General features: G+C 60.4%; 15 protein-coding genes and 1 tRNA gene. 8 read left to right on the top strand and 8 right to left on the bottom strand.

Annotation, left to right across the window (positions count from 1 at the left end; translation table 11 throughout):
• Window positions 1-236: 236 nt before the first annotated feature.
• Window positions 237-2,372 (bottom strand): HDOD domain-containing protein, encoded by a 2,136-nt coding sequence (locus tag G494_RS0100605; protein ID WP_028582953.1) that lies wholly within the window; start codon window positions 2,370-2,372, stop codon window positions 237-239.
• A 304-nt stretch (window positions 2,373-2,676) separates the two neighbouring features.
• On the opposite strand from G494_RS0100605, the gene G494_RS0100600 reads away from it, so the two are divergent.
• Genes G494_RS0100600 through G494_RS0100585 form a run of 4 tightly spaced genes read left to right on the top strand, consistent with a single transcriptional unit; the run spans window position 2,677 to window position 5,243 of the window.
• Window positions 2,677-3,033: a hypothetical protein gene (locus G494_RS0100600; protein WP_028582952.1), complete on the top strand. Its 357-nt coding sequence runs from the start codon at window positions 2,677-2,679 to the stop codon at window positions 3,031-3,033.
• Window positions 3,030-3,428, top strand: a complete 399-nt coding sequence (locus G494_RS0100595; protein WP_028582951.1) for a hypothetical protein — start codon at window positions 3,030-3,032, stop codon at window positions 3,426-3,428. Before G494_RS0100600 ends, G494_RS0100595 begins: the two co-directional genes overlap by 4 nt.
• A 53-nt stretch (window positions 3,429-3,481) precedes the next feature.
• Window positions 3,482-4,582, top strand: coding sequence for an S-methyl-5-thioribose-1-phosphate isomerase (gene mtnA, locus G494_RS0100590; RefSeq protein WP_028582950.1), 1,101 nt, complete (start codon window positions 3,482-3,484; stop codon window positions 4,580-4,582).
• On the top strand, window positions 4,575-5,243 hold the full coding sequence (locus tag G494_RS0100585; RefSeq protein ID WP_232362454.1) for a class II aldolase/adducin family protein: 669 nt from the start codon (window positions 4,575-4,577) through the stop codon (window positions 5,241-5,243). The genes mtnA and G494_RS0100585 overlap by 8 nt, the downstream gene beginning before the upstream one ends.
• A 77-nt stretch (window positions 5,244-5,320) precedes the next feature.
• Here the strand turns inward: G494_RS0100585 and feoB are convergent, their stop codons facing one another.
• The 7 genes from feoB to gltX all read right to left on the bottom strand — a co-directional run bounded on the left by feoB (window position 5,321) and on the right by gltX (window position 12,190).
• Window positions 5,321-7,492, bottom strand: coding sequence for a ferrous iron transport protein B (feoB, locus tag G494_RS0100580; protein WP_028582948.1), 2,172 nt, complete (start codon window positions 7,490-7,492; stop codon window positions 5,321-5,323).
• Window positions 7,493-7,663: 171 nt separating this feature from the next.
• The gene (locus G494_RS25930) at window positions 7,664-7,834 is read right to left on the bottom strand and encodes a FeoB-associated Cys-rich membrane protein (RefSeq protein ID WP_084456224.1); all 171 of its coding nucleotides are present in this window, start codon (window positions 7,832-7,834) and stop codon (window positions 7,664-7,666) included.
• Window positions 7,835-7,880: 46 nt separating this feature from the next.
• Entirely contained in the window at window positions 7,881-8,195 is a 315-nt protein-coding gene (locus G494_RS0100570; RefSeq protein ID WP_028582947.1) for a FeoA family protein, read from the bottom strand.
• 145 nt (window positions 8,196-8,340) lie between these two features.
• Window positions 8,341-8,529 (bottom strand): hypothetical protein, encoded by a 189-nt coding sequence (locus G494_RS26535; RefSeq protein ID WP_153305706.1) that lies wholly within the window; start codon window positions 8,527-8,529, stop codon window positions 8,341-8,343.
• Between the two features lie 178 nt (window positions 8,530-8,707).
• Window positions 8,708-8,938, bottom strand: coding sequence for a FeoA family protein (locus G494_RS0100560; RefSeq protein WP_028582945.1), 231 nt, complete (start codon window positions 8,936-8,938; stop codon window positions 8,708-8,710).
• 62 nt (window positions 8,939-9,000) lie between these two features.
• A complete protein-coding gene (locus G494_RS0100555; protein WP_028582944.1) occupies window positions 9,001-10,692 on the bottom strand; it encodes a glutamine--tRNA ligase/YqeY domain fusion protein in 1,692 nt (563 codons plus the stop codon).
• A 13-nt stretch (window positions 10,693-10,705) separates the two neighbouring features.
• A complete protein-coding gene (gene gltX, locus G494_RS0100550) occupies window positions 10,706-12,190 on the bottom strand; it encodes a glutamate--tRNA ligase (protein ID WP_028582943.1) in 1,485 nt (494 codons plus the stop codon).
• Between the two features lie 422 nt (window positions 12,191-12,612).
• Here gltX and G494_RS0100545 point away from each other — a divergent pair, with 422 nt between their 5' ends.
• The 4 genes from G494_RS0100545 to G494_RS0100530 all read left to right on the top strand — a co-directional run bounded on the left by G494_RS0100545 (window position 12,613) and on the right by G494_RS0100530 (window position 15,014).
• The gene (locus tag G494_RS0100545) at window positions 12,613-12,933 is read left to right on the top strand and encodes a DUF1844 domain-containing protein (protein WP_035245016.1); all 321 of its coding nucleotides are present in this window, start codon (window positions 12,613-12,615) and stop codon (window positions 12,931-12,933) included.
• A 15-nt stretch (window positions 12,934-12,948) separates the two neighbouring features.
• Window positions 12,949-13,899 carry a 4-(cytidine 5'-diphospho)-2-C-methyl-D-erythritol kinase gene (gene ispE, locus G494_RS21275; protein WP_051305183.1) on the top strand — a complete coding sequence of 317 codons (951 nt, stop codon included), beginning with the start codon at window positions 12,949-12,951 and terminating at the stop codon, window positions 13,897-13,899.
• A gap of 4 nt (window positions 13,900-13,903) precedes the next feature.
• Window positions 13,904-13,978: transfer RNA gene (locus G494_RS0100535), tRNA-Gln, on the top strand.
• A 97-nt stretch (window positions 13,979-14,075) separates the two neighbouring features.
• Window positions 14,076-15,014: a ribose-phosphate pyrophosphokinase gene (locus G494_RS0100530; protein WP_028582941.1), complete on the top strand. Its 939-nt coding sequence runs from the start codon at window positions 14,076-14,078 to the stop codon at window positions 15,012-15,014.
• Window positions 15,015-15,033 lie beyond the last annotated feature (19 nt).

Genomic DNA, 15,033 nt, shown 5'->3' with positions numbered 1-15,033 from the left:
TGGGTTGGCCTCGGGCCTGCCTGCCGTACCGAGGCGTTATCTGGTCATGGGCTGAGCGAACAAGGGGACGGTCGACTTTTTGTCTACAAAAAACGGTTCGTTGGCCTCGGTATGGTTTCGCCCGCTGGGGAGCGTAGGTACTCCTGCTGGGTAGAATTACCAGGTCACAATGTAGCATTGAACCTGTTTTGCTGAGAAATGTCCAACAAAAATCCCCTGGTTCAGCGGATTAGGGATCACGCTGCCGCGGCCGGCAGGCTGAGGGTGAAGGTGGTTCCCTGCCGGTCGCTTGTGCAGCTGATGGTTCCCTGCTGATCGCTGAGCAGTTTTCTCACGATCGCCAAACCCAGGCCGGCATGACCATTGTGTTTGTTGGTTACCCCTGGGCTGAAGATATCCTTCAGCTGATCCTGGGGGATGCCCGGGCCGTTGTCGGCAACCTCGATGGTGACCTGTTGCCCGGAATGACGGGTCCGGACCTGGATGGTCTCCTCCGGGGAGAGGGCCTCAACCGCGTTGCTCAGCAGGTTGATCATGATCTGGCGGATGGCATCCTCGCTGGCCTGGACCTGGGGCAGCTCCTCTCCGGGGAGAAACTCGATCAAAGGTAAGGCCTTCTGGGGAGAGCTCGTGTAGAGGGTGATGATGGCGGCCAGCAGGGGGTTGAGCTCGATGGGCCGGGTCTTACGGAGGGGGGTGTCCCGGCTCAGGTCCTGGAGCTGTTCCGTCAGCCGGCCGATCCGGGTCAACTCCTCATCAATGGTGGCCAGCTCTGTGTCCATCTTCTCTCCCTGGGCTGCCTTGAGGTGGAGGATCTGAATATAGTTGTGGATAATGGCCAGCGGATTGTTGATCTCGTGGGCAACCTTTCTGGCCACCAGTGAGGCTGCTTGGATACGCTCCTGGAGCAGGGCCTGGCTCTGCCGCTGGTGCAAGGTTTCCAGATAAAAGGCAATAGCTGCGTGTTGGCTCAGGAGCTGCAGCGGGGTGAGCTGCTTGAGCAGGGAGGCGTGGTCCTCCTGCTGCTGGCCGATGATCATCAAGCCCTGGGGCTCCTCTTGATAGAGCAGGGGCACAGCAGTGAAGCCGTCCCTGTCGAGCAGGTGCAAGAGCTGCTGGTCCAGCAGGTGGGCCGGGGCGGCGGCCTGGTTGGCCTGGCCAAAGGAGTGGTGCAGTCTGCTGCTGGTTATGGCCTGTTCCAGCAGGCTGTTGCCGCCGCTTGGCAGGGAGAAGCGGAACCGTTCTACCTTGCCTGCCAGGGGGTTCTCCTCGGAGACGCAGGCCTGGAGAGTCTGTCGGCTCTCATCGCTCCAGAGCAGAAAGAGGCAGCAGGCTTCGTTAAAGAGAATCTTGAGGCTGTTTTCCGCTGCAGCCATGATCTGCCTGCCGTCCTTTGCCTTGAGCAGGTTCTCCAGTACCCCGGTGAGCTGGGTGATCTCCTTGACCCGTCTGATCAGGGAGAGGGAGGTCTCCTTGTGGACCTCTTCCCCGGCACCCTCCGGCTCGAGCGAGGAGTTGCTCTCTTTGGGGATGCGGATCTTGAACTCCTCGGCAATCCGGGTGATCTGTTCTTCGCTCTCGCCGTAGAGCTCGGCAAGCTGGGCCGGAGAGATCCCGAAAAGTTGGTGGGCGGCCTGGAGAGCTTCTTCGCTGTCTGCCCTGCTGTGGCTGAGCAGGTCGGACAGGGCGATGATCTTGGTTAGCTCCAGGGTCTGTTCAACCTCTGTCAGGGGATGATGATGATACCTGATGGCATCGGCCAGGATGGAGGGCAGCTGCCACTGCTCGCAGAGCCAGGCTCCGGCCTCACAGTGGTTGATCTCCAGTTTCTCCTGTTCCAGGAAGGTAAGTCTGGCATTGTGACAGCGCACCCCCTTTAAGAGCAGAGGGGCGTACCTGCCGGGGAATGCCATCCAGAGGAGGAGCTTGCCGATGTCGTGAAGCAGCCCGGCCAGGTAGGCGTCGGCCGGGGAGGGATGGTTGATCAGGGTGGCGATCTGTTGAGCGATCAGGCCGTTTTGAAAGCTATGGTACCAGAAACGGTCCAGGGAGAGCAGGCCGTTGGTCTCCACCCGGCGGAAAACCTGTTGGACCGATACGCTGATGGCCAGGTTCTTGATCACGTCGGCCCCCAGGTAGACCACCGCCTGGCCGGTATCGCTAAAACTGCTGCGGGCGCCGATAAAGGCCGAGTTGACCAGTTGGAGGATTTTGGCACTGAGGGGACCATCTTTGCTGACGATTTCAGCAATCTGCCGGAGATCCACATCCTGGGCATGACAGGCATCGATCAACTGGACCAGTATCTGGGGCATGCTGGGCAGGTTGCCGGAGATTTTAAGGTTGCTCAGGGCCTGGCGAGGATCATTCATGGCGTTAAGGCGTGGAAGTGGTGGTCGAGGGCTGAAAAGAAGTCTATCTCCCTCATTACCAGGAAAGGATGTGGAAATCAATGCATTGGCAAGGAGAGCGATAAGCGTGGCAGGGGATCGGCGCCGGGGAGGAAGCGGCCGCCGGATGCAGAATAGCCTTGACCGTTTCAGGGCTGGTTGGGTAGGCTGGAAGATGGAGCCTTCTCCAGGCCGGGACAGGGGGCCGTTCACCCTGTGGCTGCCCTTCGCTGGAGCGAGGCCAGAGGGGAAATCTTGAAATAACCTTACTCATATAGGGGAACAAATGGTGAAAAAAACGATGGTGGGCCCGTTGCTGGCAGCTGTGGGGCTCGTGGTACTCATGGGAGTCGGCGGCTGTGCCAAGCAGAAGAGTTACGGGGCCGTGGAGTTTACCACGGTGCCTACCGGTGCAGAGGTGGTCAACCTCAGGGATGACGCCACCCTGGGGACCGCACCCCTGGTGGTGACCTGGGAGGCCGAGGAGGGGAAACCCGAGTATGTGACCGTCCAGATGCGGAAGAGCGGTTTTCGGGAAGAGATCACCTCCTTCTGGGTCAACACCCGTCACTCCTCCCGTGAAGAGGCCCAGGCCCAGGCCCAGCAGATCACGGTGGAAATGATGCCGAGGAAACGCCAATGATGCGCAACTGCAATCGACACGCAACTGTCGCCAGGGGAGGGCTGCTGTTTGCGGCAACACTCGCTCTGCTGCTTGCCGCCTGTTCTCCCAAGAGCGCCTCGGTCCGCTTCAAGGTGAACTCAGAGCCCGAGGGCGCCCATGTCCTCTACCAGGCAAGCGGCAAGGATCTGCCCTGCGGTGGGAAGTGGATCTATCTGGGTAACACCCCCCTGCGCGGGGTCCATCAGTTCAACGAGCGCCAACTCGAACAGACCGAGAAGATCACCATGAAGGTGATGCATAACGGCTACCACGAGCAGAAGATCGAGTGGGACGGCCCCAGCTTCTGGGAAGAGGTGGAGGGGCGCGGTGTTATCTTCTGGACTCCGGAGTTGATTCCGGTCAGCGGCCCGTAGGTCGTCCAGCGAACAGGGCTGACCCGAGTGGGTCGGCAGGAGGGAGAGACGCGATGCAGGTAGACGGACACCATTATCGATCGATCTGGCTGGCTGAAGACGGCCGGAACGTTGAGATCATCGACCAGACCAGGTTGCCCCATGAGTTCAGGGTGGTTACCCTGAGCAGTCTGGCCGAGGCCAAGTACGCCATCAGCGAGATGCAGGTCCGGGGCGCCCCCCTGATCGGGGCCACGGCTGCCTATGGGCTCTGCCTGGGTCTCCGGCAGGAGCAGAGCCCGGAACAGCTGGAGTCCATCTGCGGCCAGTTGATCGGCTGCAGGCCCACAGCCGTTAACCTCCAGTGGGCCGTGGAGCGGATGCGCCGGCTCCTGGAGGGGCATCCGCCCGGGGAGTGGCTTACCCTGGCCTATCAAGAGGCGGCTGCGATCTGCAGCGAGGACTGTGTTGCCAATGAGGCCATCGGCGTACACGGGCTTGGCCTGATCCAGGAGGCCTGGCAGCGGAAAAACCAGCAGGGCAGGGTGGAGATCCTGACCCACTGCAATGCGGGCTGGCTGGCCACCGTCGACTGGGGCACGGCCCTGGCACCGATCTACAAGGCGCATCAGGCAGGGATCCCGGTTCATGTCTGGGTGGATGAGACCCGTCCCCGCAACCAGGGGGCCCACCTGACCGCCTGGGAGCTGCAGGCCGCCGGCATCGATCACCACCTGGTGGTGGATAATGGCGGCGGCCACCTGATGCAGCAGCAGATGGTGGATCTCTGCATCGTCGGCACCGACCGGACAGCGGCCAACGGCGATGTCTGCAACAAGATCGGCACCTACCTCAAGGCCCTGGCCGCCGCAGCCAACGACATCCCCTTCTATGTGGCCCTGCCCGGCAGCACCATCGACTGGAGCATAAACGACGGTATCAGGGAGATTCCCATTGAACAGCGGCACCAGGATGAGGTCCTGCTGGTGCAGGGCAAAAACAGGGCAGGACAACTGGAACAGGTGGCCATTGCCCCGGCGGGCACACCGGCCTGGAATCCGGCCTTTGACGTCACCCCGGCCAGGCTGGTGACCGGACTGATCACCGAGCGGGGGGTGAGCCCGGCCAGCAAGGCCGGTCTGCTGGAGCTCTATCCGGAGCAGAGCCGTGACTGAGCAGGGCGAAAGGGGCGAGCAGGAGCTGCGCCGGGGATTGGTGGCCACCGGGGTCAGCATGAACCAAAGCGGCCTGAACCAGGGGACCTCCGGTAATATCAGCGTCCGTTGCGGCAGAGACTTTCTGATTACCCCATCGGCCCTGCCCTATGAGCAGTGCGGTCCCGCTGATATGGTCCGCCTGGACATGGCCGGGGCCCCACAGGATCGGCGCCAGTCCTCTTCCCGGAGGCCCTCTTCGGAATGGCGGCTGCACCGCGATCTCTACCAGGCTCGGCCCGAGGCCGGGGCCATCCTCCACAGCCACTCCATCTGGTGCACGGTCCTGGCCTGCCTGGAGAAGGAGATTCCCCCCTTTCACTACATGGTTGCCGTGGCCGGAGGGGACTCCATTCCCTGTGCCCCCTACGCCCTCTTCGGCAGCCAGGAGCTCTCTGACCGGTTGCTTGCCACCATCGGGCAGCGCAGGGCCTGTCTGCTGGCCCACCACGGGATGGTCTGTTATGCAGCAGAGCTGGAGCAGCTGATTCCCCTGGCCACAGAGGTGGAGACCCTGGCCAGGATGTACGGCCAGGCCCTGCAGATCGCGGAGCCGCCTCGCCTGAGCCGGATGGAGATGGCTGCGGTGCTGGGCCGTTTTGCTGACTATAAAGCCAGCTGATATGCCCACCGGCCCGCCGCCAGAACCGGAGGGCCTTTTTCCCTCCTGATCCGATCTCCTCCCCTGTTGCTCCCGGCTCAGCCCAGCTTGAGCAGCATCCCCAGCTGGTAGACTCCCACTGCCATCATAAAGGCAAAGAGGGTATTAAAGGACATGGAGAACAAGGCCCATTTCCAGGAGGTCTCCCTGGCGATACAGACCACTGTGACAAAGCAGGGGGCATAAAACATGATAAAGAGCAGCACCGCCAGGGCCACCACCGGGTTCCAGGCCGGATCGTTGGCCAGCCGCTGGGTCAGGGAGTCCGAGGCATCCGGGTCGACATCTCCCAGGGAGTAGGCCGTACCCAGGGTGGAGACGATGACCTCCTTGGCGGCAAAACCACCCACCAGGGCAATGTTGGTTCGCCACTCTATCCCGGCCAGCTGGCTGATGCCCTCCAGGGCGATGCCGATGCGCCCGGCCAGGGAGTGACGGAGGGCGGCGCTGTTTTCCCGGGCACTGAGTGCCTCCAGGGCTGTCTGGCGGTCATTGCCACCGTTTCTCTGGAGATCCTGGCTGATGGCCTGGCGCTGCTCTTGAAAGGCTGCGACCTCCTCCTGGGGCAGGCCCGGATAGGTCATCATGGCCCAGAGCAGGATCGAGATTCCCAGGATCACGGTGCCTGCCTTTTTGATGTATTGCCAGGTACGCTCCCAGGTATGAATCATCAGGCCGTTGATGGTGGGGATGCGGTAGGGGGGCAGCTCCATCACAAAGGGGGTGGATTCACCGCGCAGTACGGTCATGCGGAGAAATTTTGCCGCACAGAGGGCCACCACCCAGGCGACCAGGGTGGCCAGAAACATGTAACGCGCCTGGTGATCGGCAAAAAAGGCCCCGATCAGGAGGGTAAGCACCGGCAGCTTGGCACCGCAGTTCATGAAGGGGACGGTCAGCAGGGTGGCCATCCGCTCCTTGGGGGAACGCAGGGTCCGGGTGGCCATGACCCCGGGCACGGCGCAGCCGCCGGCAATGCCGCCGGAGACGATGAAGGGCATCACCGAAGAACCGTGGAGACCGAAGCTGTGAAAGATCCGGTCCATCATGAAGGCCACCCGCGCCAGGTAGCCGCTGTCCTCGAGCACGGCAATGCCAAAGAACATGAACATGATGATGGGCACAAAACCGAGCACCCCGCCCACCCCGTCGATGACCCCGGAGATGAGCATGGATTTCAGGGGACCGTCGTCCAGGAAGGTGTCCACCGTGGTGGAGAGCATCCCAAAGAAGGATTCCAGCAGGCTGACCAGAAAGGTGGAGGAACTGAAGGTAAAGGCATAGAGCCCCAAGAGGACCCCTGCCATGATCACCGGTCCCAGCAGGCGATGGGTCACCACCTTGTCGATCCGATCCGAGGTGTAGAGGCGATCGCCGACGAACTTCTTGGTGACGATGTTGCGGCGCATGATGGATTTGATATAGCCGTAGCGGTGGTCGGCAATCACTGCCTCTGGGTAGACCCCGGTGGTCTGCTGGAGGTGATCGGTCACCTCCTGGCAGCGTTGCTCCAGGCGAAGGCTGAGTTCGGGCTCCCGCTCCCGGACCTGGGCCAGGACCTGCTCATCGTTTTCCAAGAGCTTGACCCCCACCCAGCGATCAGGATAGCTCCCGGTGAGCAGGTCCCGGTCGCGGATCAGGGGGATCATCTCGTTGAGGGCCTGGTCGATATCTGAGCCGTACCTGAGGATGGTGGGCTGGGGCGGCTGCTCTGCCCGGGCGGTGGCAATGACCGTGTCCAGGAGTTGATCCACCCCCTTGCCGGAGCGGGCTATAATCGGGACCACCGGCACGCCCAGGGCCGTACTGAGTTTCTCCGCGTTGATTTCCATCCCCCGGTTCTCAGCCACGTCGATCATGTTCAGGGCAATAACCAGGGGCGTGCCGAGCTCGAGGAACTGGCTGGTCAGGTAGAGGTTTCGTTCCAGGTTGGAGGCATCAACCACATCGATCAGCACCTCAGGACGGGAGTCGATGATGTAGTTTCTGGCCACCAGCTCTTCGCTGGAATAGGCGCTTAAGGAGTAGGTGCCGGGCAGATCGACGATGCTGAGGCCCTGCTGCTTATGGAGGCAGCAGCCCTGCTTGTGCTCTACGGTGATGCCGGGATAGTTGCCCACGTGTTGACGGGCACCGGTGAGGTAGTTGAAGAGGGTGGTCTTGCCGGCGTTGGGGTTGCCTGCCAGGGCGATATTGATGGCTGTTTCCATGGGTGAAAGTGCTGGTTAAGGATCTGTTGGGGGCGAGGGCATGGCGCTGGCGAGGGCGGCCAACCGCTCCCCTCAGCAAAGGGGAGCGGTTGGCCGTGTATCGGCTCCATGGCCAGGGACTATGGTGCGGGCTCGCGAGTCGTGAGCTCGTTTTGGGTCCGGTTACGAGGGTCAGTTCGGGCGGGGTAGGGAGCAGTCCTGTGGGTTGGCATTACTGCGGTCGCAGCCGCTGCAGCTGCAGCCGCAGGAGGAAACCTGCCTGCTGCGGAAGGTCTGCCAGAGTCTTTTGCCGACAAAGAGGGCTGCAACTGCCACAGCCGCCAGGACCATTAAATCTTGCATTGAGAATCACTCTTGGGGGGGTTGGCTCTTTTCAGATGGGACCCGGCTAAACCGGGGCCACCATGATCTGGGTGGCAATACTTCTGTCCAGGCTGATGGTACCGCCATTGATCTTGACCATGCACTGGTCGCCGCCGCCCTTACAGAGCAGCTCGATCTCTGTGCCGGGCAACAGCCCCAGGTGGGCCATCCTGGCACAGTTCTTCCGATCACCGTTGACCCGGCAGACCTTCAATCGGCCACAGGAACAGGCCTCGGCCAGGGAACGGCTTGCACAGGGGGCACCCCGCTTCTTCCGTCTGCACCGATTTCTCATGCCTTTAAAGAAGCAGCATGTCTTGTCAAAGTGGCTGTCTGTCATCTGTTACCTGTCGCAAAAGGGGCAAGGAATCAGGGTGGAGGTTGCCGGATCCTCTGTTGCTGCGGCAAAATTCAGCACTACGTCAATGTTAGGTACACCAAAGAATGGTGCCTGTCAACACATTAGCAGGGAAAAAGGAGAGCGCTTACAGGGAAAAGCGGCTCGATGGCGGTGCCACCCTGTGGTTGGGCCGGTCCTGGATAGAGCGAATTTTTCCAGGGGAGCCGTTGGCCGCAACCGTTGCGCTGTGGGGGAAGCTGAAATCGGGCCAGAGCGTAGCCCTTTTTGGGAGGAGTTCTTCGGAGAGCAGCAGGGGCAGGGGAGAGGGGTCCATGGAGGCAGCCTTGCAGCCCTAACCCCCAGGAGGCGAGCGCCGGGGCAGGAGGACTTGCGGAAAACAGCTGAGGGGGCGGGCGTCACCTTGGGAGAGAGGGGCCTCCAGGGGGTGCGGGCAGGGCCCGGCCTGGCTCAAGGATCCAGACCGGCCCTCTGGGCGTTCTCCTGGAGCCGGCTTAGATTTCCACCTCAATGAAGTCAGCCTCATTGTTGCGCAGGGTCAGGGTGGAGTCCATCACCCGCAGGGCCACCGGATCGTTGAGCGGGGCCCGTTGCTTGATGGTGATTCTGGTCCCGGGGACCAGGCCCATCTCCCGTATTCTTCGCCCCAACTCCCCGGTAGCCTTTACCGAGGTGATGGTACCGCTCTGGTTGATAGACATCTTTCTCAGGTTGATGACCGCCATGGTAACTCTCTCTGGTTGGGGTTGCCCCGGAGCGCTGGGGAGTGCGTTCCGGGGAAGAGATCTTACTTTTTCTTTGCGCTGACCTTGGCCCAGCTGTCGCGCAGGGTGACGATCCGGTTGAACACCGGTCGTTCTGCCCGATGCTCCTGCTCGTCGGTGCAGAAGTAGCCCTGGCGTTCAAACTGGAAGCGGTCACTGGCTCCGGCCGTGGCCAGACCGGGTTCTACCCGGCAGTTGTTCAGGACCTGGAGTGATTCGGGGTTGAGGAAGGATTTGAAATCTTGTTCCTTGTCGCTGTCAGGAAACTCGGTGGTGAAGAGACGGTCATAGAGGCGAACCTCTGCTTGGGGGGCATGGGCCGCCGAGACCCAGTGGATGGTGCCCTTGACCTTGCGCCCGTCCGGGGCGTTGCCGCCGCGGGTCTCCGGATCATAGCTGCAGTGCAGCTCGATGACCTCGCCCTCTTCATCCTTGATCACCTCGGTGCAGGTGATGAAGTAGGCATAGCGCAGTCGGACCTCACGTCCCAGGGAGAGACGGAAGAATTTCTTGGGCGCGTCTTCCATGAAGTCGCTGCGCTCGATATAGAGTTCCCGGGAAAAGGGGAGCATCCGGGTGCCGGCCTCAGGGTCCTGGGGATGGTTGCGGGCCTCCAACTCTTCGCTCTCTCCCTCAGGGTAGTTGGTGATGACCACCTTGAGGGGATCCAGCACTGCCAGGACCCTGGGCGCATGGGTGTTGAGGTCTTCCCGGACCGCGTTTTCCAGGACCCCCATGTCGATCCAGGATTCCCGTTTACCCACACCGATGATCTCGCAGAAGTTGCGGATGGAGGCCGGGGTGTAGCCCCTCCGTCTGAGTCCGGAGATGGTCAGCATCCGAGGATCATCCCAGCCCAGAACATGTCCCTCCTCCACCAGCTGACGCAGCTTACGCTTGCTGGTGACCGTGTAGTTGATGTTGAGCCTGGCAAACTCGATCTGCCGGGGATGGCAGGGGGTGGAGAGGGTGTCCAGGACCCAGTCATAGAGGGGACGGTTGTTTTCAAACTCCAGGGTGCAGAGCGAGTGGGTGATCCCCTCCAGCATGTCCGAGAGGCAGTGGGTGAAGTCATACATGGGGTAGATGCACCAGCTGTCACCGGTCCGGTGGTGGCTGGTGTGCATGATCCGGTAGAGCACCGGGTCGCGCAGCAGGAAGTTGGGGGAGGCCATATCGATCTTGGCCCGGAGCACCCGTTCTCCCTCGGCAAAGTCGCCCTTGCGCATCTGTTCAAAGAGCTCCAGGTTCTCGGCCACACTGCGTTCCCGGTAGGGGCTCTTAGTGCCCGGCTCGGTCGGGGTGCCGCGCTGTTGGCGCATCTCTTCGCCGCTGAGATCGCAGACATAGGCCTTGCCCGCCTCGATGAGTTGGACGGCAAAACCGTAGAGCTGTTCAAAGTAGTCTGAGGCATAGTGAAGCTGTTCACCCCAGTCAAAGCCCAGCCAGTGGACGTCCTTTTTGATAGCCTCCACATACTCGCTGGACTCCTGACCCGGGTTGGTGTCGTCAAAGCGGAGGTGGCAGCTGCCCTGGTTTTCCCTGGCGATGCCGAAGTTGAGGCAGATGGATTTGGCATGGCCGATGTGGAGGAAGCCGTTGGGCTCCGGCGGGAAGCGGGTGATGGTGGTCTGGTGTTTGCCGGAGGCCAGGTCTGCGGCAATGATCTGGCGAATAAAGTCCAGAGGTTTAACGATGCTTGGTTCTGTGGTCATGGTCGTCTGGGGATCAGTTTGAGGGGTAGAGGTGGCTGATGTCGCTGAGTCGGGCAACGACCTTGTCTCTGCCCAGGGTGTCGGTGATGGCGAACATGGAGGGGCCGGCCAGTTGACCGGTGAGCACCGTCCGCATCCCGTTGATCAGGATGCCTGGTTTGATCTCCAGTTCGTCGGCCAGATCCCGGGCAGCCTGCTCAACGTTGGCCTGGTCAAAGCTGGACAGGGCGGCCAGCCGCTGGCTGAGCTGGGGCATCCAGGTAACAAGATCCGGGTGCTTGAGGATGTTTTTCTTCAGCGGTTTGGCCTCCACGCTGTAGTCGTCGGCAAAGTAGGCCCGTCCCAGGGTGGTGAAGTCGTCCAGGGTGTGGAAGCGGTCACGGATCAGGTCCAGGGTTGCCAGGTACCACTCCCGGCGCTGGTCCAGGTAAGCCGGGTCCCAGATCCCGTCGGCCAGGAGGCGTTCTTCCACAAGTTCGCCCAGGTCGGAGAGATCCATGGTCCGGAGATAATGTTCGTTGATGGCGATCAGCTTGGGGTCGGTGAAAAACTTCTGGTCACCGGGCTTGAAGTTGAAGACCGAGTTGACCTTGCTGATCCGTTCCAGGCTGAAGACCTCGATCAGCTCCTCCCGGCTGAAAAACTCCTGTTCTGTGCCCGGGTTCCAGCCCAAGAGGCAGAGGAAGTTGCACAGGGCCCAGGGGATGAAGCCCCGCTCACGGTAGAACTGGACCGCCACGATCTCGCCGTGGCTGCGCTTGGAGATCTTGCGTTTTTGCAGATCCAGGGTCAGGGGCATGTGGGCAAAGACCGGAACAGGTGCACCCAGGGCCTCGTAGAGCAGCAGCTGGCGGGTGGTGTTGGTCATGTGGTCCTGGCCGCGGATCACGTGGGAGATCCGGTCCCGGATATCATCAACCACGTTGCAGAGCAGGTAGAGCGGTTTGCCGTTGGAACGGACGATCACAAAATCTTCGATCTCACTGTAGGCGCGTTCGATGGTGCCCAGAACCTGGTCCGTGTAGGCCAGGGTGCCGGGGCGGCGCGGGACCTTGAAGCGGATTACCGAGGGCAGGCCTGCGGCCTCTTTTTCGGCAACTTCAGCAGGGCTCAGGTTGCGACAGGTGCCGTCATAGCCCACGGTCTGTTTGTTGGCCATGGCCAGTTCCCGCTTACGGTCCAACTCTTCCTTGGTGCAGAAGCACCTGTAGGCATGGTTGTCGTTCAGGAGCTGCTGGGCGGCGCGGACATGGTCGTCGGCAAAGTCGGTCTGAAAGTAGGGTCCTTCGTCCCAGTCCAGCTCAAGCCAGCGCAAGCCGTCCAGGATGCCGTCTATGGATTCCTGGGTAGAGCGTTCGGTATCGGTATCTTCTATCCGCAGTATCAGTTTCCCCTGGTGCTTTCGGGCAAAGAGCCAGTTGATCAGGGCGGTGCGGGCTCCGCCGATGTGGAGGTAGCCGGTGGGGCTGGGGGGGAAACGAACACGAACTTCGACCATGGGTAACTCCTGGGTGACTATGGGCAGAAAGAAGGCAGGTTGGTGGACAATTCAGGGGAAAGCGGGGAACCGTTACAGCGTTGAGGTCAGGTCATGGAAACTTTCGTTGTTCCAGCTCGAGAGGCTTGATCCTATCCACAGGCCGGCATCAACGGTCAGCCGTCTGTCACCATACCCACCTGGATGATAAAAAGGATATCTATAGCGCTTCAGACAAGATTCTTCAAGGAGAAGCTGGAGGCGGCCTGATTTTCCTTGGCATGAAAAAACCTAAAATATGGCTTGTCCCCGGACCGGTATGACGGTATATTTGCCACGCTGATAATGACTGAAGCTCCAGGAGAGCTATCCGTTCCCTGCCGCTTCAGGGAAGAACACGGCTGTCGACATGGTGTTGGCTCAGGAGATTAACGAGGTGGGCTATGGTGGATAAACGTTCAAACTGTGAAGAGTGTCCCGATGGGATGGTAAAGGATGATGCCGGTCGCTGCGTGATGCCGCAGGTGAGCTTTGCCTCCTTTATTCTCTCCCTGAATACCTCGGCCCTGTTTCACATGGGGGAACTGCCCCATCCGGAAAGCGGTGAAAAGCTGGTCGACTATGATCTGGCCAAGCACACCATCGACACCCTGGATCTGCTGGCGGAAAAGACCGTAGGTAATCTGGACCATGACGAGAGTGAGCTCCTTACCCGGGTGCTCTATGAGTTGAAGATGAAGTTTGTCAAACTGGCTCGATCCTAGTCTGGTTACCGGTTGATGCGTGCTCCTCTCGGTTCGCTGGTGCTGCGAGCTCCGGCCAAGGTCAACCTCCTGCTGAAGGTTACCGGTCGCCGGGCCGATGGCTATCACACCATCGAATCCCTGATGCAGAAGGTGAGCCTCTACGATCGCCTGGAGCTGCGCCTGGTCGAGCAGTGGGGCGTCCGTCTCCGCTGTCCGGGGAGCGAGTTGGCCGAGGATGAGTCAAATCTGGTCTTCCAGGCAGCCCGCCTCTTTCTTGATCGTGGTACATCGTCTGCCACGGCAGTGGCTCCCGGGGTGGAGATCACCCTGGAAAAGCGCATTCCCGTGGCCGCCGGTCTGGGCGGGGGGAGCAGCGACGCAGCCGCAACCCTTGCCGGGCTCAACCGACTCCATGGAGGGTTGTTCTCTGCAGAGGAGCTGGCGGCAATGGGTCTTCAGCTGGGTGCGGATGTGCCCTTCTTCCTCGCCACCAGCGGAGCCTGCTGGGCGTCCGGGATCGGCGAGCTCCTGACCCCGGTAGAGACAGTCCTGGGGGTGGTGTTTGTCCTGGTGAACCCAGGTGTCTCTGTCTCGACCAAGTGGGTTTATGATACTTTTTCATTGACAGGAAAAGGGAAAGGTATTAACCTAACAAATTCTCGTATTGAGTTGCTGAGGCAGCGCTGGGGCAACCGGGTTGCCGGTCAGCTGCCTGCAGGTACTGACCTTGAAAATGATTTGCAACAGGTCACTGCCGGTCGGTACGCCGAGGTAGGGCGTATCAGACAAGAGCTCGTTGGGTTGGGAGCATCGGTTGCCCTGATGTCCGGCTCCGGGCCAACGGTTTTTGGAGTTTTTACAGACAGGCAGCAGGCCGAGCGCTGCTGTCAGGTCTTGAAGGAAAGATATTCAGCAACATTTCTTGCCGAAGCGGTGGATTTTGACGGTCTTGCCGCTGAGGATACAGACACAGGTATGCAGTAGAGGTTGGGGCGTCGTCAAGCGGTAAGACACAAGGTTTTGATCCTTGCATTCGGGGGTTCGAATCCCTCCGCCCCAGCCATTTTTTTTGTGGCCTGTACCATTCCAGAGACGATTCAAAGATAAGATATTCCCTGCCAAGGGATCAATAAGCGGCAGCTTAAGACGAGACGTATGCCATGCCCAATACAATGAAGATTTTCACCGGTAATGCCAATCCGGTTATTGCCGAGGAAATATGCGAGTATCTGAGTGTGCCCCTGGGGGACGCTGAGGTGAAAAAATTCTCCGACGGAGAGATTTCCGTGGAGATCGGCGAGAATGTTCGTGGGGCCGATGTCTTTGTTATTCAGCCTACCTGTCCGCCGGTTAACGACCACCTGATGGAGTTGGTGATCATGGTGGATGCCCTGCGTCGGGCTTCTGCCCGCAGGATCACCGCAGTGTTGCCCTACTACGGCTACGCCCGCCAGGACCGGAAGGTCCGTCCCCGGGTACCTATCACTGCCAAGGCCGTGGCTGAGATGTTGACCGTGGTCGGCACCCGGCGGGTACTCTGTATGGATCTGCATGCCGGTCAAATCCAGGGTTTCTTCAATATTCCGGTGGATCACCTCTATGCCGCGCCCATTATCCTGAGGTATATCCGGGAGAACTTCAATGATGTCGTCCTGGTCTCCCCGGATGCAGGCGGAGTCGAACGGACCCGGGCCTTTGCCAAGCGGCTGGATGCAGGGCTGGCCATCGTCGATAAACGCAGGGAGACCGCCAACGAGTGCGAGGCCATGCATGTGATCGGTGATGTCGCCGGAAAGACCGCGATTCTGCTCGATGATATGGTGGACACCGCCGGCACCCTCTGCGGCGGGGCGGAGATCCTTATGAAAAAGGGCGCCAAGGAAGTGCATGCCTGCTGTTCGCACCCACTCCTGTCAGGGCCTGCGATAGAGCGCATCAAGGCGTCATGTATCAAGTCATTGCTGGTGACCAACTCGATCCCGCTTCGGGAAGAGGCACGGCAATGTGATAAGATTACGGTGCTGTCGGTCGGTGAACTGCTTGGTGAGGCCATCAAGAGGATTCACAACGAAGACTCGGTCAGCAAGCTCTTTGTTTAATATTAATCTGATGATTGTT

Source organism: Desulfogranum mediterraneum DSM 13871 (assembly GCF_000429965.1).
In the GTDB taxonomy this organism is placed as follows: domain Bacteria; phylum Desulfobacterota; class Desulfobulbia; order Desulfobulbales; family Desulfobulbaceae; genus Desulfogranum; species Desulfogranum mediterraneum.
Note: the sequence above shows the minus strand (reverse complement) of the source record. Positions and strands in the feature narration are given on the sequence as shown.

Excerpts from the sequence above, each read along its gene's own strand:
- G494_RS0100605 (WP_028582953.1), bottom strand. The coding sequence starts at position 2,372 with ATGAATGATCCTCGCCAGGCCCTGAGCAACCTTAAAATCTCCGGCAAC.
- feoB (WP_028582948.1), bottom strand. The coding sequence starts at position 7,492 with ATGGAAACAGCCATCAATATCGCCCTGGCAGGCAACCCCAACGCCGGC.
- G494_RS0100555 (WP_028582944.1), bottom strand. The coding sequence starts at position 10,692 with ATGACCACAGAACCAAGCATCGTTAAACCTCTGGACTTTATTCGCCAG.
- G494_RS0100545 (WP_035245016.1), top strand. The coding sequence starts at position 12,613 with ATGGTGGATAAACGTTCAAACTGTGAAGAGTGTCCCGATGGGATGGTA.
- G494_RS26535 (WP_153305706.1), bottom strand. The coding sequence starts at position 8,529 with ATGGACCCCTCTCCCCTGCCCCTGCTGCTCTCCGAAGAACTCCTCCCA.
- G494_RS0100600 (WP_028582952.1), top strand. The coding sequence starts at position 2,677 with ATGGTGAAAAAAACGATGGTGGGCCCGTTGCTGGCAGCTGTGGGGCTC.
- G494_RS0100560 (WP_028582945.1), bottom strand. The coding sequence starts at position 8,938 with ATGGCGGTCATCAACCTGAGAAAGATGTCTATCAACCAGAGCGGTACC.
- G494_RS0100595 (WP_028582951.1), top strand. The coding sequence starts at position 3,030 with ATGATGCGCAACTGCAATCGACACGCAACTGTCGCCAGGGGAGGGCTG.
- gltX (WP_028582943.1), bottom strand. The coding sequence starts at position 12,190 with ATGGTCGAAGTTCGTGTTCGTTTCCCCCCCAGCCCCACCGGCTACCTC.
- ispE (WP_051305183.1), top strand. The coding sequence starts at position 12,949 with ATGCGTGCTCCTCTCGGTTCGCTGGTGCTGCGAGCTCCGGCCAAGGTC.
- G494_RS0100530 (WP_028582941.1), top strand. The coding sequence starts at position 14,076 with ATGCCCAATACAATGAAGATTTTCACCGGTAATGCCAATCCGGTTATT.
- G494_RS25930 (WP_084456224.1), bottom strand. The coding sequence starts at position 7,834 with ATGCAAGATTTAATGGTCCTGGCGGCTGTGGCAGTTGCAGCCCTCTTT.
- G494_RS0100570 (WP_028582947.1), bottom strand. The coding sequence starts at position 8,195 with ATGACAGACAGCCACTTTGACAAGACATGCTGCTTCTTTAAAGGCATG.
- mtnA (WP_028582950.1), top strand. The coding sequence starts at position 3,482 with ATGCAGGTAGACGGACACCATTATCGATCGATCTGGCTGGCTGAAGAC.